This is a genomic window from Kitasatospora sp. NPDC093550, assembly GCF_044764985.1.
Taxonomy (GTDB): Bacteria; Actinomycetota; Actinomycetes; order Streptomycetales; family Streptomycetaceae; genus Kitasatospora.
The window spans coordinates 1-24,343 of sequence record NZ_JBIWJF010000046.1 but is presented as its reverse complement, the minus strand read 5'-3'; the positions used below and the strand labels follow the sequence as shown (position 1 = coordinate 24,343).

The 24,343-nt window shown below is 74.7% G+C and carries 3 protein-coding genes and 1 pseudogene; 1 reads left to right on the top strand and 3 read right to left on the bottom strand.

What is annotated here, in order from left to right:
- Positions 1–2: 2 nt before the first annotated feature.
- From ACIRD3_RS38215 to ACIRD3_RS38205, 3 genes are all read right to left on the bottom strand, one after another.
- Positions 3–12,377: an amino acid adenylation domain-containing protein gene (locus ACIRD3_RS38215; protein ID WP_402226132.1), complete on the bottom strand. Its 12,375-nt coding sequence runs from the start codon at positions 12,375–12,377 to the stop codon at positions 3–5.
- Positions 12,364–21,972: an amino acid adenylation domain-containing protein gene (locus ACIRD3_RS38210; protein WP_402226130.1), complete on the bottom strand. Its 9,609-nt coding sequence runs from the start codon at positions 21,970–21,972 to the stop codon at positions 12,364–12,366. Before ACIRD3_RS38210 ends, ACIRD3_RS38215 begins: the two co-directional genes overlap by 14 nt.
- A gap of 65 nt (positions 21,973–22,037) precedes the next feature.
- A complete protein-coding gene (locus ACIRD3_RS38205) occupies positions 22,038–23,507 on the bottom strand; it encodes a glycosyltransferase family 39 protein (RefSeq protein ID WP_402226128.1) in 1,470 nt (489 codons plus the stop codon).
- Between the two features lie 305 nt (positions 23,508–23,812).
- On the opposite strand from ACIRD3_RS38205, the pseudogene ACIRD3_RS38200 reads away from it, so the two are divergent.
- Positions 23,813–24,343, top strand: a pseudogene (locus tag ACIRD3_RS38200) (sensor histidine kinase); the annotation flags it as partial.

The following is a 24,343-nucleotide window of genomic DNA, read 5'->3' as shown; positions in this document are numbered from 1 at the left end:
GCTCACCGCCCCGCCCCGTGCCGGGCCGCCGACCGCAGCTCCGCCAGGAGGCCTTCGGCCAGGCGCTCGATCGTGGCCCTCCGGTGCACGTTCCGGGAGTGGTACCAGCTGAGCCGCAGGCTGCCCCCGCTCACCGCCCCGACCACCTCCAGCAGGTGGCCGACCTCGGCCTCGGGACTGCGGTCCCGGCCGATGGAGGGGTGGAAGGCGTGGTAGAGCGGGCCGTCGCCGTCCCCGCCCACCGGGTCCGCCTGGCCGTGGTAGTTGAACACCACCTGGGCGGTGGTGCCGGCCGGGCCGGCCGGCTCCTTCAGGTGGCGCAGCGCGCCGTAACCCAGGCCGTTGCCGGGCACCGCACGCAGCTGGCGCCGGACGGACCGGGCGAGCGACGACCAGTCGGCGTCCGGCCCGGGCAGCTCCAGGGCGACCGGGTAGACCGTGGTGAACCAACCGACGGTGCGGGAGAGTTCGAGGTCGTCGAAGATCTCCTCACGGCCGTGCCCCTCAAGGTCGATCAGCACCCGCCGCTCGCCGGTCCAGTCGCCGAGGGTGCGGGCCAGGGCGGCGAGCAGGAGGTCGCGGGCGGAGGTGCGCAGCCGCCCGACCGCGCGCAGGAACCGCGTGGTCTCCTCCGGGTCCAGACCCACCGTCACGGTGTCCACCGAGCCGGCCAGGTTCGGCCCGTCGCCGTCCCGCGGCAGCTCGGCCGCCGGCCCGACGGCCTCCCAGTACGGTGCCTCCCGGTCGAAGCCGCCCTCCAGGGCGTGTCGCCGCAACCGCTCGGCCCAGCGGCGGAAGGAGGCACTGCGGAGCGGGGGAGGGGCCGGCTCACCGCTGCGCCGGGCCTGGTAGGCGGTCTGCAGGTCGTCCAGCAGGATGCGCCAGGAGACCGCGTCGACCACCAGGTGGTGCGCGGTGAGGAAGAGCCGGGGCCGCCGGCCCGCCCCGAGGTCGAACAGCAGGGCGCGCAGCAGCGGTCCCTCCCGCAGGTCCAGGGCGGCGTCCAGCTCCGCGGCCAGCCGGTCCATCTCCTCGGCCTGTTCCGGTTCGGGGAGCTCCGACAGATCGTGTCGCCGCAGCAGATCGACCGCTCCGGCGGCGACCGCGTACTGCCGCCAGCCCTCGTCCGTGTGCCGGTAGCGCAGGCGCAACGCGTCGTGCCGGTCGGGCAGTTCGGCCAGAGCGGCACGCAGGGCCGGTACGTCCGGGTCGTCGGCCAACTCGACCAGCACCGACTGGCTGAAGTGGTGCGGCGCCACCGGGTCGGCACCCAGGAAGGCGGCCTGAATCGGGGTCAGCGGCACCTCTCCGGTCACCGGCTCGTCCTGTTCCGGTCCGGCGGCCGGCTCGGGGGTGACCACCTCGGCCAGTCGGGCGATGGTCGGGTGCAGGAAGAGGTCCCGGGAGACCACCCGCAGACCGGCCCGCCGGATGCGGTGGACCAACTGGATGCTCAGGATGGAGTCGCCGCCCGACTCGAAGAAGTCGTCGTCCACCCCCACCCGTTCGAGGCCGAGGACGTCCGCCCAGAGGTCGGCGAGGAGCCGCTCGGTGTCGGTGCGCGGCGCCGTGTACGCGCCCTCCGTGCCCTCGACCGGACCGGGTGCCGGCAGGGCCCGTCGGTCCACCTTGCCGCTGGGGGTGACCGGAAGCGCGTCCAGCGCCACCACGGCCGCGGGGACCATGTAGGGCGGCAGCGCCTGCCGGGCGAACGCCCGCAGCTGCGCGGGATCGGGTGCCCCGGCCGCCGCCGGGGTCACGTAGGCCACCAGCTGCGGCGGGCCGGCCGGGCCGGGCCGTACCGCCGCGGCGGCGTCGGCCACCGTCGGGTGCTCCCGCAGCAGGGCCTCGACCTCGCCGAGTTCGATCCGGTAGCCGCGCAGCTTGACCTGGTCGTCGAGCCGGCCGAGGAACTCCACGGTGCCGTCCGCCCGCCGTCGGGCGAGGTCGCCGGTGCGGTACATCCGATCGCCGGCGGCACCGAAGGGGTCGGCGACGAAGCGCTCGGCGGTGAGCGCGGCCCGGTTGAGGTAGCCCCGGGCCAGCTGCCGGCCGGTCAGGTAGAGCTCGCCCGGCACACCGACCGGAACCGGCCGCAGGTAGCGGTCGAGCAGGTGGGCGCCGGTGTTGGCGCCGGGCCGTCCGAGATTGGGTCGGTCGTCGGCGAGGAGCGGTCCGTGCAGGCTGTCCACCGTGCACTCGGTGGGGCCGTAGCAGTTGTGGGCCGCGACGCCGTCGGCCTCGGCCAGGCGCTGCCAGAGGCGGTCGCCGACCGCCTCACCGCCGAGCAGGACCAGCCGCGGCCGGTGCTCCGGGGCCTCCAGGAGACCTGCGGCGACGAGCTGTTCGGCGAAGGTCGGGGTGAGCTCGAGGTGGTCGATCCGGTGCTCGGTGACGTAGCCGGCCAGGGCCTCCGGGTCCCGGCGGACCGTCTCGTCCACGACGTGCAGTTCACCGCCGGAGGCCAGCAGGATCAGCCCGACCAGCGAGCTGTCGAACGAGAAGGTCGTGGTGAGCGCGGACTTCAGCCCGACGGCCGGACCGAACAACCGCTCCCGGTGGTCGACCAGGAGGTTGGCCAGGTTGCGGTGCTCGACCAGCACGCCCTTCGGCCGGCCGGTGGAGCCGGAGGTGAAGATGACGTAGGCCGGGTGCTCGGGGTGCAGCGGCTCGGTGCGATCGGCGTCGGTCGGGTTCCCGGCCGGGGCGGCCGGGGATGCCGGGGCGGCCGGGGATGCCGGGTCCTCCGGGGTGTCGGGGGCGAGGACCGGCACGTCGCCCGCACCGGGCAGGTCACCGATGACCAGCGCCGGCGCGGCGTCGGCCAGCATGAACGCGATGCGTTCGGCCGGCAGTCCGGGGTCGACGGGGAGGTAGCCGGCGCCGGCCTTCAGCACCGCCAGTAGCGCCACGACGGTGTGCACGGACCGGGTGCCGGCCACCGCGACCAGCCGCTCGGGGCCGATGCCCCGGGCGATCAGCCGGTGCGCCAGCCGGTTCGCCCGGGCGTTGGCCTCGGCGAAGGTCAGCGTGCCGTCCGGGCCGACCAGCGCGGTCAGCTCGGGGGTCGCGGCCGCCTGCCGCTCGAAGCTCTCGACGAACCCGGGGGCCGGGTCCGGGAGTTCGGGCCCGGCGATCTCCTCGGCCCCGTCCGGGGCGAGCAGCGGGAGGTCCGCCAGGCGGCGGTGGCCGACGACCGCGCCGGTCAGCAGGACCCGCAGCTGCTCGGCCAGCGCCGTGACGGTGCCGGGGTCGAACAGGGCGGTGCTGTAGCCGATCACCGCCTTCAACCGCCCTTGTTGCTCGTAGAAGTTGAAGCTCAGGTCGTGGCTGATCTCGGAGCTCACCAGCGGGGTCGGCTCGACCCGGAGGCCGGGCATCCGGATCTCGCCGGAGCGGTCGGTCTCCAGGCCGACCATGACCTCGACCAGGGCGTTGCGGCTCGGGTCGCGGTCCGGTCGGAGCACCTCGACCAGCTGGTCGAACGGCGTCTCCTCGTGGACGAAGGCCGCCAGGACGGTCTCGCGCACCCGGCCGAGCAGCTCGGGGAAGGTCAGCGACTCGTCGACCGTGGTACGCAGCACCACCGTGTTGACGAAGAAGCCGACCATGTCCTCCAGTTCGGGGCGACCCCGGCCGGAGGTCGGAGTGCCGACGGCGAGGTCCGCCTGCCCCGATGCCCGGGACAGCACCACCTGGACGGCGGCGACCAGGGCCATGAACAGGGTGGCGTCCTGCCGCCGGGCCAGCGCCCGGAGCCGGTCCACCAGCGACTCGGGCAGGTCGACGGCGAGCATCGCCCCCGCCGCCTCCCGGACCGCCGGGCGCGGCCGGTCGGTGGGCAGCTCCAGCGGGGCGAGTCCGTCCAGCCGCTCCCGCCAGTACTCCAGGTGGCGCCGCTGTTCCGGGGTGTCCAGACGCCCGCGCTGCCAGGTGGCGTAGTCGGCGTACTGCACCGGCAGTGGCGGGAGGACGGCCGCGGCGCCCTCCAGTGCCGCCGTGTAGCAGGCACCGAGGTCGCGGGCGAGCAGGTCCATCGACCAGCCGTCGGTGGCGATGTGGTGGATGACCAGCGCGAGCAGGTGCCGGTCCGGGCCGGTCCGGGCCAGCGCGGCCCGCAGCACCGGGCCGTTGCGCAGGTCGAAGGGCTGCGCGATCCGCCCGCGGAGCCACTCCCGCGCCGGCTCCTCGGCACCGTCCGCGGCTTCCCGGTCCGGTTCGAACAGCAGCAGTTCGGGCTGTTCGGCGGGCCGGACCAGCTGGACGCCACGGCCGTCCACGGTCTGGAAGACGGTGCGCAGCGGTTCGTGCCGGGCGACCAGGGCGGCGAGCGCGGTGCGCAGCGCGTCGACGTCCAGCGGCCCGTCCAGCCGCAGCCCGAGCACGGTGTTGTACTCGGCGCCCTCGGGCGCGAAGTCGTGCAGGAACCACAGGCGCTGCTGGGCGGAGGAGAGCGGGAGCGGACCGCTGCGGTCGACCGGCACCGGGCCGGCCGTCTCGACGACGTCCTGCCCGTCGAGCCAGGCGGCCAGCCCGGCCACCGTGGGCGTGTCGAACAGCTGCCGGGGCGAGACCGCGAGTCCGAGGTCGGCGCGGATGCGGGAGATCACCCGGATGCTGAGGATCGAGTCCCCGCCGAGGTCGAAGAAGTTGTCCTCGGTCCCGACCCGGGCGACACCGAGCAGCTGGGCCCAGATCCCGGCCAGCAGTTCCTCGGTGTCGGTGCGGGGGGCGGTGTACGGGAGGTCGGCGGTGTCCGGAGCGGCCGGGGCGGGCAGTGCCCGCCGGTCGACCGTCCCGCTGGGCGTCATCGGCAGAGCGTCCAGCACCACGTAGGCGGTGGGCACGGCCGCGGCCGGCAGGCTCTCGGCCAGGAAGGACCGGAGATCGGCGGGGCCGGGCACCGGGCCGTCCGCGACCACGTACCCGACCAGTCGGCTCGGGCCGGTGTCGTCCGCGCGGACGGCCGCGGCGGCCGAGTGCACGGCGGGGTGCCGGGCCAGGGCGGCCTCGACCTCACCGAGCTCCACCCGGAAGCCGCGGATCTTCACCTGGTCGTCGGCCCGGCCGAGGCACTCCAGGTTGCCGTCGGCCCGCCAGCGGGCGAGGTCGCCGGTGCGGTACATCCGGGCGCCCTCCGTCGTGACGAAGGGGTCGGGCCGGAAGCGCTCGGCTGTCAGTTCGGGGCGGTTGAGGTAGCCCCGCGAGACGCCGCCGCCGGCGATCCAGCACTCGCCCACCACCCCTGTCGGCACCGGCCGCAGGTCGCGGTCCAGGACGTAGATCCGGGTGTTGGCGAGCGGACGGCCGATCGGCACGAAGGCCGCTTCGCCCAGCGGGTCGCCGCCGAGCTGGAACACCGTGGAGTCGACCGTGGTCTCGGTGGAGCCGTAGGCGTTGACCAGGACGGTGCCGGGGGTGAGCCCGGCCAGCACCTCGGCGGCCGCGTCGGCGGGCCAGCCCTCGGAACCGACCATCAGGACCTTCAGCGAATCCGGCTCGACGCCGCGCCAGCCGAGTTCGGCGACCAGGGCGCGGGCCAGGGTCGGCACCGTGATCATGAGCTCGGACCGGTCGGCCAGCAGCAGGTCGGCCAGGGCGACCGGGTCGCTCACCGACTTCGCCGGGCAGATCGTCATGGTGCCGCCGAACAGGGTGGCCAGCAGGAAGTCGGAGAAGAAGAGGTCCACCGAGAGGCTGGAGACCGAGAGCACCCGGGGCCGCAGCCCGGTGAGGCCGTAGCGGGCGTCCCAGCCGTTGACCATGTGGTAGACGTGCCGGTGCTCGACCATGACGCCCTTGGGCCGGCCCGTGGTACCGGAGGTGTAGATCACGTAGGCGAGGTCGTCCGGGGTCGCGCCGCTCTCCGGCGCGGTCGCCGGCCGGGCCGCCAGCAGCGCCCGGTCGCGGTCCAGGCACACGGTCCGCGCCCGGTGTCCGGCGATCCGGTCGAGCAGGCGCTCCTCGGTGACCACCACCGGGGCGTCGGCGTCCGACAGCATCTGCCGCAGTCGCTGCGCGGGGTACTCCGGGTCCAGCGGGACGAACGCGCCGCCCGACTTCAGCACCGCGAGCAGGGCGACCACCGCGTTCACGCCGCGGGCGACGCAGACGCCCACCAGCACCCCGGGCGCCACCCCGAGACCCTTCAGGTGGTGCGCCAACCGGTTCGCGCGCTCATCGAGTTGACGGTAGGTCAACTCCTCCTCTCCGTCCGCCACCGCGATCCCGTCCGTGGTGCGGGCGGCCTGCTCGGCGAACAGCTCGGGCACGGTGCGCGGGCGCGGCAGGCGGGTCGCGGTGTCGTTCCACTCCACCAGCAGCCGGTGCCGCTCCGCCTCGGTGAGCACGGGCAGCTCGCCCACCGGGGTGTGCGGAGCCGCGGCGAGCGCGTCCAGCAGGGTGGTGAGGTGCCCGGTCATCCGGGTGACGGTCTCCGGGTCGAAGAGCGCCGGGTCGTAGCCGATCGCCAGCCGCAGCTCCTCGCCCGCGTGGGCGGTGAGGGTGAGCGCGTAGTTGGTGTGCTCGTCGCCCCGGTACGCGCCGACCCGCAGGCCCGACCGAGCCGCCTCGGCCTCGTCGTACGGGTAGTTCTCGAAGACCACGATGCTGTCGAACAGGCCGCTCGGGCCGCCGCTCCACCGCTGGATCCGGATCAGGTCCACGTGCTCGTACTGACGCGCCTCCACCTGGGCGGCCTGCAGGCCCCGCAGCCACTCGGTGGCCTCGGCGGCGGCGTCGACCGCGATCCGGACCGGCACGGTGTTGATGAACAGGCCGACCATGTGCTCCGCACCGGGCAGGGTCGCCGGGCGGCCGGAGACGGTGGCGCCGAAGCACACCTCGGGCTCGCCGCTGTAGCGCGCGAGCAGCACCGCCCAGGCTCCCTGGACCAGGGTGTTGACGGTCAGCCGGGCGGCCCGGGCCGCCTCGTACAGTCGTTCGGAGCGCTCCGGGCCGAGGCCCACCAGCTCCTCGCGGGAGGACCGGGTGCCGTGCGCCCGCACGGGCTGCCGGTCGAAGGGCAGCGGGGTGGGCACGGAGAATCCGTCCAGCACGCCGCGCCAGTACCGCTCGGCCTCGGCGTCGTCCTGCCCGGCCAGCCACTGCACGTAGTCGCGGTACGGGCGGCGCGCGACGGCGGGACCGACCTGCCCGCCGGTGACCAGCGCGTACTCCCGGAAGACGTCGGACAGCACGCCGGCGAAGCTCCAGCCGTCCAGCATCATGTGGTGGGTCGACCAGAACACCGCCACCGCGTCGTCGGCGAGCCGGACGATGCCCACCCGGATCAGCGGGGCGGTGGCGAGGTCGAGGCTCTGCCCGGTCCGCTCGGCCCAGAGCCGGTCCAGCTCGGCCTCGCGTTCCGGCTCGGGCAGCGCGCGCAGGTCACGGTGCTCGACCGGCACCCGGACGCCCGTGTGCACCACCTGCAGCGGCTCGGGGACGTCCTGCCAGACCACCGCGGTGCGCAGCACCGGGGTGCGGTCCACCGTGCGCTGCCAGGCCTCGGCCAGCGCGGCGACGTCCTCGACCCCGTCCAGCCGGAGCCCGAAGTGCCCGGTGTACATGTCCCGGCCGTCCTCGGCGAGGGCGTGGAAGAGCATGCCGCTCTGGGGCGCGGTGAGCGGGTAGACGTCCTCGACCGACCGGCCGTCGCCGACCAGCCGGTCCACGGTGGCCTGGTCGAGCGCGGCGAGCGGGAAGTCCGAGGGAGTGCAGCCGCCCGCGCCCGGGGTGGCGCAGTGCTCGACGATCTCCCCCAACGCGGTCAGGAAGGCCTCGGCCACCCGCCGCACCGTGGCCTCCTCGTGCAGTTCGCCGGAGTACACCCAATGGAACTCCAACTGCCCGTCCGCGACCCAGCCGTTGACCTCCAGGAGCTGGTGCCGGGCCTGGCCGACGCCCCGCTCGTGCCCTTCGACCGGCAGCCGGCCGAGGAACAGCTCGGACTGCGGCGCCCCCGCGTCCAGCCGGCCCAGGTAGTTGAAGCTGATCCCGGGCTCGGCGGCGGCCACAGCGCCGCCCGTCCCGCCCAGCCTGCGCAGCGCGCCGTAGCCGAGGCCGTTGGACGGCACGGCCCGCAGCTGCTCCTTGACGCTCTTGAGCACCGGGCCCCAGTCGGCGCCGGCCGGGGCGGCCAGCACGACCGGGAACAGCGTGGTGAACCACCCGACCGTACGGGAGAGGTCGACGTCGGCGAACAGGTCCTCGCGGCCGTGGCCCTCCAGCGCGACCGCCACGGTGCCGTCCCCGGTCCAGCCGGAGACGGCCCGCCAGAGCGCACTGAGCAACACGTCGTTGACCTGGGTCCGGTAGACGCCCGGCACCTTGCGCAGCAGCGCGTCGGTGCGGTCGGCGTCCAGCCGGACCGAGACGGTGCGGGCCGAGCCCGCGGTGTTCGCCCCGGTGCGGTCCACGGGCAGCGGGGCGGCGGCCGCCACGGCCGCCTTCACCCCTTCCCAGTAAGCCAGTTGGTCGGCGAAACCACCGGACCGGGTGTGCTCGCCGAGCCGGACGGCCCACTCCTGGAAGGAGGTGCTCCGGGGCGGCAGGGCGATCGGTTCGCCCTGCCGGGCCTGCCGGTAGCCGGTCTCCAGGTCCGCGAGCAGGATCTGCCAGGACAGCGCGTCCACCACCAGGTGGTGGGCGACCAGCAGCAGCCGCGGCCGATGGTCCCCGTCCTCGCCGGACACGAGCAGCCGGGCGCGCAGCAACGGTCCGTCCGCCAGCGGGAAGCCGGTCTGGGCTCGTTCCACGAGCTCCCGGACGGCCGCCTCCCGGCGCTCCGGGCCGAGGCCGGCGAGGTCGATCCGCTCGAAGTCGGCGACCCCGTGGGCGGGGTGGTGCAGCCGCCACCGCCCGTCGGTGCGCTCGGCGCGCAGCCGGAGCGCGTCGTGGTGCCCGACCAGCGCGTCGAGCGCGGCTCGGAGCGCGGCCTCGTCGGCGCCCTCGGCGGACAGTTCGAGGCACACCGCCTGGTTGAACCGGTCGAGGCTGTCGGTGAGCCGCTCGAAGAACCAGTGGTGGATCGGGGTCAGTGGCACCTCACCGGCCGCCGGACCCCGCTCGGCCGCGGATCCGGTCCCCGCCGCCCGCGCGGCCTCGACGGCTTCGGCCGCGAGTTCGGCGACGGTCTGCCGCAGGAAGGTCTGTCGAGCGGTGATCGCCAGGCCCGCCTCGCGGGCCCGGGCGACCACCTGGAGGCTGAGGATGGAGTCGCCGCCGAGGTCGAAGAAGTTGTCCTCGACGCCGATCTCCTCGACGCCGAGCAGTTCCTGCCAGATCCGCGCGAGGGTCTCCTCGGCCGGGTTGCGGGGCGCGACCCGGGAGGCGGCCGGGTCGCGGCGCAGGTCCGGGTCGGGCAGGGCCCGCCGGTCGACCTTGCCGTTGGCGTTCAGCGGCAGCCGGTCCAGCAGGACGAACGCCGCCGGAACCATGTACTCGGGCAGCTGTTCGCGGGCGTGGGCCCGCAGCCGGGCGGCGTCCGGGCCGTCGGCCTCGACCACCAGGTAGGCGACCAGGCGGCGGGTGCCGCGCGCGTCCTGCTTCACGGCCACCGCGGCGGAGGTCACGCCGGGATGCCGGGCGAGCACGGACTCGATCTCACCGGGCTCGATCCGGAAACCCCTCAGCTTGACCTGGTCGTCGGCCCGGCCGAGGTAGTCCAGGGTGCCGTCGGCCAGCCACCGGGCGCGGTCGCCGGTGCGGTACATCCGGGCGCCCGGCGCGCCGTACGGGTCGGCGACGAAGCGCTCGGCGGTCAGGTCGGGCCGGCCCAGGTAGCCGCGGGCCAGGGCGTGGCCCGAGAGGTAGACCTCGCCCGGGACACCGGCCGGCACCGGGCGGAGCCTGCCGTCCAGCACCCGCACCCGGACCCCGGGCAGCGGGCGGCCGATCGGGACCGGGCCGTCGCCCAGGGCGGCCGGGTCGAGTGGTGCGCTCATCGTCGCGCAGACCGTCGACTCGGTCGGCCCGTACGCGTTCACCATCCGGCGGCCGGCCGACCAGGCCCTGGCCAGCGCGGGCGGGCAGGCCTCGCCGGCCACGACCAGGGTCAGGCCGGCAGGCACCCGCTCCGCCGGGAGCGCGGTCAGGGCGCTCGGCGGCAGGGTGACGTGGGTGACCCGGTGCCGGGTGAGCAGCTCGGCCAACGGCTCGCCGGGCACCAGCTCGTCCTTGCCGGCGATCACCAGGGTCCCGCCGGAGAGGAGAGCCATGCCGATCTCGGAGAAGGCGGCGTCGAAGGAGAGCGAGGCGAACTGCAGCACCCGGGTGTCCGGGCCGGTGCCGAAGTGCGCGGACTGGCCGGCCACCAGGCCGTGGACGCCCGCGTGGGTGACGACCACGCCCTTGGGGCGGCCGGTCGAGCCCGAGGTGTAGATGACGTAGGCGGGGTGCGCCGGGAGCAGGGTCTCGACCGGCTCGGGCGCGGTGTCCGGGAGCGCGGCGAGCTCGGCGACGGTCCGCGGCGCGTCCAGGACGATCGGCTCCGCCGCGCAGGAGAGCCGCTCGGCGTCGGCCGCCCCGGTCACCAGCAGGACGGGCGCGGCGTCGTCGAGCACCAGGCGCAGCCGCTCCTCCGGGTGGTCGAGATCCAGCGGCAGGTACGCGGCACCGCTCTTCAGCACGGCCAGCACCGCGACCACGGCCGCCACCGACTTCGGCAGGCCGATCGCGACCAGCCGCTCCGGTCCGGCGCCCCGGGCGATCAGCAGGTGCGCCAACCGGTTCGCCCGCCGGTCGAGTTCGGCGTAGCCGAGGGTCTCCTCGGCGGAGACCAGGGCGGGCGCGGTCGGGTCGTCGGCGAGCCGTGCCGCGAAGAGCTCCGGTACGGTCCGGGGCTCCTGCCCCTCCCCCGCGCCGCTCCACTCCTCGACCAGTCGGTGCCACTCGTCCGGGCCGAGCATCGACAGCCCGGCGACCGGTTCGCGCGGCGCCCGGGTGATCCGCCCGAACAGGGCGACCAGGTGGTCGGCCAGCCGCGCCACGGTCTGCGGTGTGAACAGGTCGGTGCTGTACCCGAGGTAGCCGGTCAGCGCTCCGTCCCGCTCGAAGAAGTCGAAGGAGAGGTCCATGCTGCTGGTGACCACCGGCGGCGGGACGTCCTCGATCCGCAGGCCGACCGGTGCCGCGACGGCTTCGGGGGTGTTGTGCAGGTTGACCGCCACCTCGGCCAGCGCCGGCCGACTGGAGTCGCGCTCCGGCCGGAGCGCCTCGACCACCTGCTGGAACGGGATCTCCTGGTTGGTGAGCGCCGCCAGCACGGTGGACCGGGTGGCGTCCAGCAGTTCGGTGAACGACCGGGACTCGTCGATCCGGCCGCGCAGCACCAGGTTGTTGACGAAGAAGCCGACCAGCTGCTCGGTCTCGGTCCGGCCCCGGCCGGAGACCGCGGTCGCCACCGCGACGTCGCTCCGGCCCGCCCAGCGGGAGAGCAGCAACTGGACACCGGCGACCAGCGCCATGAACAGGGTCGCGCCACCGGCGCGCGCCACTTCCCTCAGCTGATCGGCGAGTTCGGCGGGCACCCGGAACTCGTGCAGTCCGCCCGCGCCGCTGCGCACCGGCGGCCGGGGCAGGTCGGTCGGCAGGTCGAGCGGGGTGAGGCCGGCCAGCTGCTCCCGCCAGTGGTCCAGCTGCCCGCGCAGCGCCTCACCGGCCACCCGCTCCCGCTGCCAGGCGGCGAAGTCGGCGTACTGCACGGACAGTTCGGGCAGCTCGGCGGGTCGACCGGCGGTCTCGCCGGAGTACAGCGCGGCCAGGTCTCCGACCAGGACGCCGAGCGACCAGCCGTCGGTGACGATGTGGTGCATGCCCAGCACGAGGACGTGCTCGCGCTCGGCCAGCCGTAGCAACCCGGCCCGGAACACCGGCCCGGTCCGCAGGTCGAAGGGCCGCCCCGCCTCCGCCAGCAGCGCGGACCGGACGGCGGACTCCCGCTCGGGCTCCGGCAGGTGGGAGAGGTCGACGACCGGAAGCGGCACCGCCCCGGCCGGCCGGACGTGCTGCAGGCCGACTCCGTCCACCGCGTCGAAGACCGTCCGCAGCGACTCGTGCCGGGCGACCAGCAGGTCCAGCGCGGCCCGCAGCGCCGCCAGGTCGAGCGCGCCGCTCAGCCGGACCGCCCGAAGGGTGTTGTACTCGACGCTCTCCGGGTCGATCTCGTACAGGTACCAGAGCCGCTGCTGGGCCGAGGAGATCGGGGAGCCGCCCTCCCGGGAGACCCGGGTGATCCGGTCCTGCTCCCAGTCGTCCAGCGCCCGGCCCATCAGCCGGCTGCGCAGGAGTTCCTGGAGGTGGGCCGGCAGCGCGGCGATCCGGGCTTCCCTCGAAGCGCCGTCGTCCACGGTGCCCTTTCCGTCATGCCCTGCCATGCGTACCGCCCCCTACCGCTGCTTCCAGACTGCTCAGGATCTTTTCCTCCAGGACTTCCGCGAGCGCGGCCACCGTCGGCCGGTCGAAGAAGTCCGCCGGCGAGAGCTCGACGCCGAACGTCCCCGCCATCCGCGACATCAGCCGCAAGCTCGTGATGGAGTCCCCGCCGAGGTCGAAGAAGTTGTCGTCGGCCCCGATCCGCTCGGTGTCGAGCACCTCCGCCCAGATCCGGGCCAGGGCCTCCTCGGTCGGCGTCCGGGGCGCCAGGTAGCCGTCCGCCACGGTGTCCCGGCGGGTCGGCGCGGGCAGCGCCTTGCGGTCGACCTTGCCGCTGGGGTTCAGCGGCAGGGCCGCCAGGACCACGAAGGCGGAGGGCACCAGGTGGTCCGGGAGGACGGCGGCGGCGGACCGGCGCAGCACGGCGGAGTCGAGCCCCGGACCGTCGGGCGCGGGCACGAGGTAGGCGACCAGGCGCTTGTGTCCGGACTCCTCCTCGCGGGCGACCACCACCGCCTCGCCGACCCCGTCCAGGCCGAGCAGCGCGTTCTCCACCTCGGCCGGCTCGACCCGGAAGCCGCGGATCTTCACCTGCTGGTCCACCCGACCGGCGAACTCCAGCTGTCCGTCGGCGTTCCAGCGCACCAGGTCACCGGTGCGGTACAGCCGGGAGCCGGGCGGGCCGAACGGGTCGGCGACGAACCGGCCGGCGGTCAGCCCGGGCTGGTCGAAGTAGCCCCGGGCCAGCCCGACCCCGCCGACGTAGAGCTCGCCGGTGACGCCCACCGGAACCAGGGCCAGGGCTCGGTCCAGGACGTGCACCCGGATGTTCGGCGCGGACCTTCCGATCGGGACGGTCCGGTGCCCGGCGCCCGGCTCGACCGGGAACAGGGAGACCGCCATCGCGGTCTCGGTCGGGCCGTAGACGTTGAACAGGCGCCGGCCGTGCGACCACTGCTCGGCCAGCTCCGGCGGCAGCACGTCGCCGGCCACGCCGAGCACGGCCAGGTCCGGCAGCGCGCCCGGGTCCAGTGCCGGCAGCAGGGCCGGCGGCACGGTCAGGGCGCCGATCCGGTCCTCGCGCAGCTGCCGCTGCAGCAGCTCCGGACTCCGCACCGCGTCGGGCCGGGCCAGCACCAGGGTGGCGCCCGCCACCAGGGTCTTGAAGACGTCCCAGACGCCGCCGTCGAAGCTGAGCGTGTAGAACTGCAGCACCCGGCTGCCGGGGCCCAGCCCGTAGGCCCGGCCGGCCATCAGCACGATGTTGTACAGCGAGCGGTGCTCGATCATCACGCCTTTGGGACGGCCGGTGGAGCCCGAGGTGAACATCAGGTAGGCGAGGTCGCGCGGGCCGGCGCCGGTCTCCGGTGCGGTGGACGGCCGGGCGGCGATCGCCGCTCCCTCCTCGTCCAGGCAGACCACGACGGTGCCGTTCCCGGCGAACCGGTCGGCCAGCTCCCGTCGGGTGAGCAGCACCGGCGGCCGGACCTCGGCCAGCATGCCGTTCAGCCGCTCCGGCGGGAAACCGGGGTCGAGCGGCAGGTAGCCGGCCCCCGCCTTGAGCACGCCGACAATGGCCTGGACGGCCTCCGGTCCGCGCTCCAGCGCGATCCCGACCACGTCACCCCGGCCGACGCCCAGCGCCGCCAGGTGGTGGCCGAGCCGGTTGGCCCGCCGGTCGAGTTCGGCGTAGCTGAGCACGGTGTCGCCGGAGACCAGTGCGGCGACATCAGGCTGACGCTCGGCCAGTTCGGCGATCACCTGCTCCACCCGGCGGTCGACGACGTCCGCGGTGACGGTGCCGCTCCACTCCTGCCCGAGGGTGCGCCGCTCCGCGGCGGTGAGCACCGGCAGCCGGCCGAGTGGCCGGTACGGGTCCTCGGCGACCGCCGCGAGCAGCACCTCCAGGTGTCCGGCCATCCGTTCGACCGTGCCGGCGTCGAAGCATCCCGGGTCGTAGTGCAGCAGCAGCGAGAGCCGGCCCTCGGCGTAGGCGACCAGGTTCAGCGGGAAGTTGGTGCCGCTGCGCGCCTTGATGCCGACCAGCTCCAGGCCGAAGTCGGCCGCCAGCCGGTCGTCCACCGGGTAGTTCTCGAAGATCACCACGCTGTCGAACAGCTCGGCGTCACTGTGCGGGGCCACCCACTGCTTCAGCCTGGTCAGCGGGACCTGCTCGTACTGCCGGGCCTGGGCCTGGTCCTCCTGCAACTTCCGCAGCCAGTCGACCAGTTCGGCGCCAGGATCGACCTCGGCCCGGACCGGCAGGGTGTTGATGAACAGGCCGATCATGTCGTCCACGCCGTCCAGGTCCGCCGACCGGCCCGACACCGTGGCGCCGAAGCAGACCCGCGACTCACCGCTGTAGCGGGCCAGCAGCAGCGCCCAGACGCCCTGCAGCACCGTGTTCAGCGTCACCCCCGCCTCACGAGCCACCGCGTTCAGCCGCTCGGACAGCTCGGCCGGCAGCCCGAGCGCCACCTCCGCCGAGGAGGCGCTCCGGCGGCCCGCCGCCGGAGGCCGGTCGTACGGCAGCGGGGTCGGCGACTCCCAGCCCGCCAGCACCTCGCGCCAGTACTCCTCGCCGGTCCCGGGCTCGAGCGTGCGCAGCCAGGCCACGTGGTCCCGGAACGGCCGCCGCTCGGGGACGCGGCCGCGGCCGGGGAGCCGCCCGCCCGTCTCCGGGCGCTCCCGGCCCGAGGCCAGGGCGGTGTACTCGGTGAGCACCTCCGCCAGCAGCCGGGCCGCACTCCAGCCGTCCAGCAGCACATGGTGGAAGGTCCAGAACACCCGGACCCGGCTGTCGTCGAGGACGGCCACCGCGATCCGCATCAACGGCGCGGTGGCGAAGTCGAGCCCGCGCTCGCGGTCCTCGCGCAGGAAGCGCTCGACCGCCGCCCGGTGGTCGGCCGCGTCCAGTCCCGCCCAGTCCAGCCGGGTCACCTCCAGCGCGGCCTCGGTCCGGACCACCTGCAGCGGCTCCGGCAGACCGTCCCAGCGCAGCGCGGTGCGCAGCACCGGCGTGCGGTCCACCACCCGCTGCCAGGCCGGGCCGAGCAGCTCCGGGCGCCGGACGCCGGACAGCTCGAAGTGGTTCTGTTCCAGGTACAGCCCGCGCCGCCGGTCCACCAGGCTGTGGAAGAGCATGCCGCTCTGCATCGGCGTGAGCGGGTAGACGTCCGCGACCTGCCGGCCGTCGCCGACCAGCCGGTCCAGGGCCTCCTGGTCCAGTCCGGCCAGCGGGTAGTCCGACGGGGTACGGCCGCCGGCCCCCGGCTCGGCGCAGTGGGCGACCAGCGCGGCGAGCGCGTCGAGGTACTCCTGGGCGAGCCGCTCGACGGTCTCCCGGCGGTGCACCCGCTCGCCGTACTGCCAGCTGAACTCCAGCCGCCCGTCCCGGACGGCGCCGACCACGTCGATCAGGTGCAGCCGGGTGCCCCCGCCGTCCTGGTACAGGCCGATCCCGGACACCGTCCGGTACAGCCCGCCGGGCGCGGCACCGCCGAAGCGGCCCAGGTAGTTGAAGCCGAACTGCGGCAGCGGGTCGGCGGCCAGCTCCGGCGCCCGGACGGTGCGGCGCAGCGCGCCGTAGCCCAGGCCGCGGCCGGGCACCGCCCGCAGCTGTTCCTTGACCGACTTCAGCAGCCCGCCCAGGCCGGCGGCGGCCGAGCCGTCCAGCAGCACCGGGAAGTACGAGGTGAACCAGCCGACCGTGCGGGAGAGGTCCAGGTCGTCGAAGAGCTCCTCGCGGCCGTGCCCCTCCAGGGCGATCACGGTGCGCGGCCGACCGGTCCAGCGCGCCAGCACCGGGGCGAGGGCGGCCAGCAGGACGTCGTTCACCTCGGTCCGGTAGACCTCCGGGACGTCCCGCAGCAGCGCCTCGGTCGTGGCGGCGTCCAGCCGGACCCGCACCTCCCCGGTCGCGGCGGCCGGGTTGGGTCCGTCGGCGTCCCGCGGCAGCCGGTGCTCGGCGTGCGCGAAGACCCGCTGCCAGACGTCGAGTTCGCGGTCGAAATGACCCTCGGTGGTCAGCGCGGTGAAGCGGCGGGCCCAGTCCCCCACCGAGGCTCCGGGCGGGCCGAGCTCGGCCGGGTCGCCGGCCAGGGCCTGCCGGTAGGCCGTCTCCAGGTCCTCCAGCAGGATGCGCCAGGACACTCCGTCGACCGCCAGGTGATGGGCGGTCAGCAGCAGGTCGGCCGCGCCGTCTCCGGCGGCGAACAGGACGGCACGCAGCAGCGGCCCCTCGACCGGGTCCAGGCCGTGCTGGGCCTCCGCGGTCGCGGCGGCGACCGCGGCTTGCGCGTCCGGGAGCCCGGCGAGGTCCACCACCCGCAGCAGCTCGGCGTCGGTCCCGGCGGCGCCCTGCTCGGCGGCGCACTGCTGCCAGCGGCCGTCGACACGGGCGAAGCGCGTCCGCAGGGCGTCGTGCCGGTCGAGCAGGGCCGTCAGGGCGGCGCGCAGCGCCGACTCGTCCAGCGCCTCGGCGAGTCCGACCGTGACGAACTGGTTGAAGGCCGTCGCGTCGGCGGCGTGGACGTGCTCGAAGTAGAGCTGCTGGATCGGTGTCAGTGGCGCGGGCCCCGTCGCCCGGTCGGTCCCGGCCGGCGCCGGCAGCCCCGGCTCCGGCCCGTCCGCCAGGCCGCCCGCCAGCTCGGCGACGGTCGGCCGGCGGAACACGTCCCTGGAGGTGATCCGCAGGCCGGCCCGGCGGGCCCGGGCGACCACCTGCAGGCTGAGGATCGAGTCGCCCCCGAGGGCGAAGAAGTTGTCCCGCACACCGATCCGCTCGACGCCGAGCACCTCGGCCCAGATCCCCGCCAGGGTGCGCTCGGTCCCGGTGACCGGCTCGGCCGGCTCCGCCTCCGTTGCCGGGGCCGACTCCGGTACGGGCAGCGCCCGCCGGTCGACCTTCCCGTTCGGGGTCAGCGGCATCCGGTCGAGGACGGTGAGGACGTCCGGCACCATGTAGCCGGGCAGCAGCTCCCGCAGGCGGGCGGTGAGCGCCTCCGCACTCGGTTCGGTCCCCGGCTCGGCGGTGACGTACCCGAGCAGCCGGCGTCCGTCGGCGGTCGGTGTGACGGCGCACTGCGCGACCTGCGCCAGCGCGCCCAGCTGGCTCTCGATCTCGCCCAGCTCGATCCGGAACCCACGCACCTTGACCTGGGTGTCCACCCGGCCGAGGTAGTCGAGCGTCCCGTCCGGAAGGCGGCGCACCAGGTCGCCGGTGCGGTACATCCGTGACCCGGGCGGGCCGAACGGGCAGGCGACGAAGCGCTCGGCGGTCAGGCCCGGCCGGTCGAGGTAGCCGCGGGCCAGACCGGCGCCCGCCAGGTGGAGCTCGCCGGGCACGCCGACCGGGACGGGCTGCCCGTACGGGTCGAGCACGTAGGCGGCGGTGTTGTCGACCGGTGCGCCGATGCCGGGCGGGCGTCCGTCGGAGTCGCCGGGGGTCACCTCCCCGGCCGTGGCGACCACGGTGGCCTCGGTCGGCCCGTAGTTGTTGACCAGCCGGAACGGCAGGCCGGGAGCGGGGCGGCGGTGCAGCACGTCACCGCCGGTGAGGACGGTGCGCAGGGCGGTGCCGGCCAGACCCGGCTGGTCCAGCAGGACCTCGGCGAGCGGGGTGGGCAGGAAGCAGACCGTCGTCCCGATCCGGGCGAACCAGTCCACCAGGGCCGCCGGGTCGTCCAGGACCTCCGGCGCCGGCAGGTCGACCCGGGCCCCCGCGAGCAGGTACGGCCAGAGCTCCCACTGCGCCGCGTCGAAGCCCAGCCCGGCCAGCTGAGTGGCCCGGTCCGCGGTCCCGATCCGGTACGCCCGCCGGTGCCAGGCACAGAGGTCGGCGAGCGAGCGGTGCGTGACCATCACGCCCTTGGGCACGCCGGTGGAGCCGGAGGTGTAGATGACGTACGCCAGGTCCTCCGGCTCCACCCGGACCTCCGGCTCCACGGCCGGCCGGCGCTCGATCCGCGGCCAGGCGCGGTCGAGTTCGACCACCGTCGCACCGGTGACCGGCAGCCGTCCGGCGGTGGCGGAGGTGGCGAGCAGCACCGGTGCGCCGGTGTCCTCGACCACCAGTCGCACCCGCTCGGCCGGCAGGCCGGGGGCCAGCGGCACGTACGCCGCGCCCGCCTTCAGCACGGCCAGCATCGCCACCGGCAGCAGCGTCCCCCGCTCCATCGCCAGCACCACCCGCGCACCCGGGGCCACGCCGAGCGCCGCCAGGTGGTGGGCGAGGCGGTTGGCCCGCTCGTCCAGTTCGGCGTAGGAGAGCTGCCGCTGCCCGGCGCCGACGGCGATCGCGGCCGGGGCGCGCCGGGCCTGCTCGGCGAAGAGCCGGTGTACGGGCCGCGCGGTGTCGTGGTCGACGGCGGTGCCGTTCCAGCCGGTCAGCAGCTGCTCGCGCTCCGCGCCGGTGAGCAGCGGGAGTTCGGCGATCCGCCGGTGCGGGTCGGTGCCCAGCTCGGCGAGCAGCATCCGCAGCCGGTCGGCCAGCACCTCGATGGTCCGCGCGTCGAACAGGTCGGCGTTGTACTCGACCATGACGTCGAGCGCGCCGTCCCGCTCCGTGAACTCCAGGGTGAGGTCCAGCACCGCCGAGCGGCGCGGCAGGACGTGCCACTCGCCGCGGACCCCGGCGAGGTCGAGCGCCCCGGCCGGGGCGTTCTGCAGCACCACCATGGCCTGCACCAGCGGGGTGAGGCTCGGGTCGCGCTCCTCGCAGAGCTCGTCCACCAGGTGCTCGAACGGGACGTCCTGGTGGGCGAAGGCGCCGAGCACGGTCTCCCGCACCTGGGCCAACAGCTCCGGGAAGGCGGCCCGGCCGTCCACCTCGGAGCGCAGCACCACGGTGTTGATGAACGACCCGACCAGCTGCTCCAGCTCGGGCCGGTCGCGGCCGGAGACGGCCGTGCCCACCGCGATGTCCGACTGGCCGGAGAGCCGGGCCAGCAGCACCTGGGCGGCTGCCACCAGGGTCATGAACAGGGTGGCCCCGTTGGCCCCGCCCAGCGCCTTCAGCCCGGTCACCACGTGGTGGTCGATCCCGAAGCGGTGGACCGCGCCGGTCGAGGTGCGGACCGCCGGGCGCGGGCGGTCCAGGGGCAGCTCCAGGGGGGTCAGTCCGGCCAACCGGTCGCGCCAGTAGTCGAGTTGCCCGGACACCGCTTCTCCGGCGGCGCGCTCGCGCTGCCAGACCGCGTAGTCGGGGTAGCCGACGCTCAGCGGCTCCAACGCGGCGGGCCGTCCCCCGGCGGCCTCGGTGTAGAGCGCGCTCAGCTCGTCGGCGATCAGGCCCATCGACCAGCCGTCGGTGGCCAGGTGGTGGACGCCGAGGGCGAGGACGTGGTCGCGCTCGGCCAGGCGGACCAGCAGCGCCCGCAGCACCGGGCCGGTGCGCGGGTCGAACGGTCGCTCGGCCTCCTCGGTGAGCACCCGCTCCAGCTCCGCGGCGCGTTGCTCGGCGGGCACCGCCGAGAGGTCGGTCACGGCCAGCGGCACGTCCGCCACGGACGCGGGAAGGACCACCTGGTACGGCTCGCCGTCCTCGGTGGAGATCACGGTGCGCAGCGGCTCGTGCCGCGCGATCAGTCCGGCCAGGGCCGAACGCAGGGCCTCCTCGACCAGGGCGCCGCGCAGCCGGTGGCCGACGTGCACGTTCAGCGCCGCGCCGTCCGGGTCGAACTCGTGGAAGAACCAGAAGCGCAGCTGGGTGGAGGAGAGCGGCAGCCGGCCACCGCGGTCCACCGGCTCGATCGGCGCCCCGGTGGCCGACTCGGCCCGCCCGTGGGCCAGTTCGGCGACCGTACGGGCCTCGAACAGCGCCCGGACGCTCAGGTCCCAGCCGAGCTCCGTCCGGATGCGGGAGATCGCCCGCACCGCGGAGAGCGAGTCGCCGCCGAGCTCGAAGAAGTCGTCGGTGACCCCGACCTCGGCCAGGCCCAGCACCTCGCGCCAGACCCCGGCCAGCACCTCCTCGACGGCGTCGCGCGGCGCGACGGACTCCACCTCGACGCTGTCCTGCCGGGTCGGCGCCGGGAGCCTGCGACGGTCCAACTTGCCGTTGGTGGTGAGCGGGAACCGCTCCATCACGTGGAAGGCCGAGGGGATCATGTAGCCGGGCAGCCGGTCGGCCAGCAGTTCGCGCAGCCGTGACGGCGGCGGCACGACCGCCTCCGACCGTGCGCCGGCAGGCTCGGCGGGCACCAGGTAGGCGACCAGCCGACGGTCGCCCGGACGGTCCTCGCGGACCAGCACCGCGGCCGCCCCGATCGACGGCTCGCGCTTCAACGCGGCCTCGATCTCGCCGAGTTCGATCCGGAAGCCGCGCAGCTTCACCTGGTCGTCACTGCGCCGCAGGTACTCCAGGGAGCCGTCCGCGCGCGGCCGCACCAGGTCGCCCGAGCGGTACATCCGCTCGCCCGGCGCCCCGAACGGGCAGGCCACGAACCGCGCGGCGGTCAGGTCGGGCCGGTTGGCGTAGTTCCGGGCGAGCCCGGGCCCGGACACGTACAGCTCGCCGACCGCGCCCGGCGCGACCGGCCTCAGGCCGGCGTCCAGCACGTGGAAGCGCAGGTCCGGAATCGCCGTACCGATATCGCTTCCGGCGGCCGCGGCCGCCCCGGCCTCGTCGAGCGCGACGAAGGAGGCGTGCACGGTGGTCTCGGTGATCCCGTACATGTTGACCAGGGTCGGGGCGGTGTCGCTGTGCCGTTCGTACCACTCCCCCAGCCGGCCGAGGTCCAGCGCCTCCCCGGCGAAGACCACCCAGCGCAGGGCCAGCCGGGCGCTGAGCTCCGGCTCGGCGCGGTCGGCGGGCATCAACTGGTAGAACGCCGACGGGGTCTGGTTCAGCACCGTGACCCGCTCGTCGGCCAGCAGCCGCAGGAAGTCGGCCGGCGAACGGGTCACGGACTGCGGCACCACCACCAGCCGGCCACCGTGCAGCAGGGCGCCCCAGATCTCCCACACCGAGACGTCGAAGGCGAAGGAGTGGAACAGCGGCCACACGTCGTGCTCGTCGAAGCCGTACCAGTGCGCGGTCGAGGTGAAGAGCCGCACCACGTTGCCGTGCGGGATCACCACGCCCTTGGGCCGCCCGGTGGAGCCCGAGGTGTAGATGACGTACGCGGGGTCCTCCGGGCTGCGCCCGGTCTCGGGCAGGGCCGTCGCCGCCGCACCGGCCACCGCCGCGGCCGTGCCCGGGTCGTCCAGGGCCAGCCAGTGGCCGTCCGTCCGGACCTCGGCGAGCGCCGAGCCCACCTCGGTGGTGGTCAGGGTGAGCACCGGTCGGGCGTCGGCCAGCACGTAGGCGATCCGCTCCGCCGGGTACTCGGGATCGATCGGCACGTATCCCGCACCGGACTTGAGCACCGCGAGGATCGCCACCAGCATCTCGGCCGACCTCGGCAGCACCAGCGCGACGAAGCGCTCGGGACCGGCCCCTTCGGCCACCAGCAACCGGGCCAACTCGTCTGACCTGGCGTCCAGTTCCGCGTAGCTGAGTGACTCGTCGCGGTACGTCAGCGCGGTCCTGTCCGGCGTCCGCGCCGCCTGCTCGGCGAACAGCCGGTCCAGGCAACGCTCCTGTGCCACACCCATCGGAACTACTCCTCCTCGGCCTTCGGCCTGCTCTACGGGGCTGCGACTCACGGATCCGCGGTCCGTCACTCGTACGCGCCGAGATGGCGGTACGCGGGCCAGAGCGACTTCCACGGCGCGCGCGGCCCCCGGCAGACCGAGATCTGCCGGCCCTGCTCCGGATTGCTGATGTCCAGCCCGTTGTCGAGCTTGGCGGCAGCCGTGCACCGCTCGAAGTCGGCAGTGAGCCGGGCCTGGTCGACCCCCACGGTGACCACCACGTCCGCGGAGTCGGGCGGCGGTCCCCAGTCGTGGAGCTCGTTGTGGCCGCTGTAGACCTCGGGCAGCCGGTACTTCCCGCCGAAGCGGTCCAGCGCGCCGGCCTCACCGAAGTTGCCCGCCAGCAGCACCGCGCGGGCCTTCTCCTCGGCCGGCAGCCCGTCGTACACCGCCGCCACCTGGGCCACCGTGGTCGGCCAGCCGACCGTCTCCAGGGCCATGCTGTTGACCGCCGCCCGGTTCAGCGACTCCTCCGGGATCACCGGCAGCGCCAGCAGCGCCTGGAGCAACGAGGTCAGCGCCAGTCCGGCCGCCACCACCGGCAGCCGCCGCCGGCCGCGAGCGATCCAGCGGTCGGCCCGGATCGCCCCGACCGCGAAGAGCGCGATCAGGAACCCGCCGGTGTAGTCCGGCCGGCCGCCCTCGATCATCAGCGCGGCGACCGTCGCCAGCAGGTAGCCGACCGCCACCGCCCGCACCGGGCGCCACTCCCGCTTGCGGAACAACCCGATCAGGCCGGCGATCCAGAACACCGCCAGCCCCGGTCCGAGCAGCAGCAGCAGGTTCGAGACGAACAGGGAACGGTTCGCCGACCCGTCGCTGGCGCCCAGCGCGTGCGCCATCTGCAGCTGCGGGAAGTCGTGGGTGATCTGGTAGATCAGGTTCGGCGCTCCGATCACCAGCGCCAGCGCCATCCCCAGGTAGAGCCGCCGGTCGCGGAACGCCTGCCGGGGCCCGGCCAGGGCCAGACCGAGCAGCAGCGACACCGGCAGCAGCAGCACCATGTACTTGGCGTACAGCGCCACGCCGCACACCACACCCGCCCAGATCCACCACCGGCCGTCCCGCCGCAGCAGGGCCCTCAGCACGAACAGCATCACCAGGCACCAGGCCACCGTGTCCAGGCTGCTGGTCAGGATCCAGTGACCGACGCTCAGCACCATCACCGAGCTGCCGAGCCCGAACGCCGTCATCAGCTGCGCCCGCCGCGAGGCCCCCAGCTCGACCGCGATCAGCGAACCGAGTACCACCACCGCCGCCGCGCACAGCACGGCCGGCACGCGGATCGCCCAGAGGCTGTCCCCCAGGAGCAGCGTGGCCGCCCGGACCACCATCGGCAGCGCCGGCGGCTGGTCCACGTAGCCCCAGGCCGGGCCCCGCTCACCCAGCATCCGGAAGTACAACTCGTCGGCGTCATAGCCGTATTCGTTGCTGAAGAGCAGCAGGACGAAGGCCGTCCCCGCCGCCACCGCGGCCACCGCTCGCCAGGCGGGCACCGCCGCCGGCGGGGGGACCTCGGCCTCCCGTCGTCCGGAGAGTCGTGTCTCGTCTGTTCCAGTGGTAGCCATCACAACCCTCACGTACCGGTAGGTCTGCCGACACTTGGGCAGGCCGGACGCCGGGCGTCACGACCCGTGTCGGATCCTCGTCGAACTACCGAGCGAGGCTCCACGTGTTTGACTCGTCCGCTAAACAGCTTCTTCCGGAGGCCGGTTGACGAGTTCATCTCCACCTTGCGGCTGATGCCGCCTCAGACTTTCGGTGGACCTGGACACTTGGCACACCTGCCTAGCCTGAGGAAGTGCATCGACTCAACGCCCGGCTGCGCACCCACCCGATGGCGGTCGACGCCGGTTGGGCCGGGCTGCTGTCGGTCATCGGCCTGCTGCACGCGTCACAGTTCGTCGGGCCGCAGCTGGCGTGGCGGGCGGCCTCGGCCGTGCTGCTGGCCGCACTGCTCGTCGTCCGACGCCGGGCCCCCGGCCCGGCCGTGGTCGGCGGCGTCCTGCACGGGACCGGCCAGCTCGGCCTCGACGTCGCGGTGGGCCCGACGGGCGTCGGCTACCTCGTCCTGGCGTACACCGCCGCCGCGTACGGACCGGTCTGGGCCTCCCGACTCGCGCTGGCCGGCGGCGCGCTGGCCGGTCCGCTGGCGGTCTGGCGCTTCGATCCGGGCGGGCCGACGGACGGCTGGCTCCGGGCCGTCCTGTTCTCCGGGTTCCTGGCCACGCCGTTCGTCCTGTGCTGGGCCTGGGGCCGGCTGACCAGGGTCCGCCGCGCCTACCTGACCGAGCTGGAGGACCGCGCCGCCCGGCTGGAACGCGAGCGGGAC

What these genes read in the sequence shown, in the direction of transcription:
- ACIRD3_RS38215 (WP_402226132.1), bottom strand. Translation starts at nt 12,377, where the DNA reads ATGGCAGGGCATGACGGAAAGGGCACCGTGGACGACGGCGCTTCGAGG.
- ACIRD3_RS38210 (WP_402226130.1), bottom strand. Translation starts at nt 21,972, where the DNA reads ATGGGTGTGGCACAGGAGCGTTGCCTGGACCGGCTGTTCGCCGAGCAG.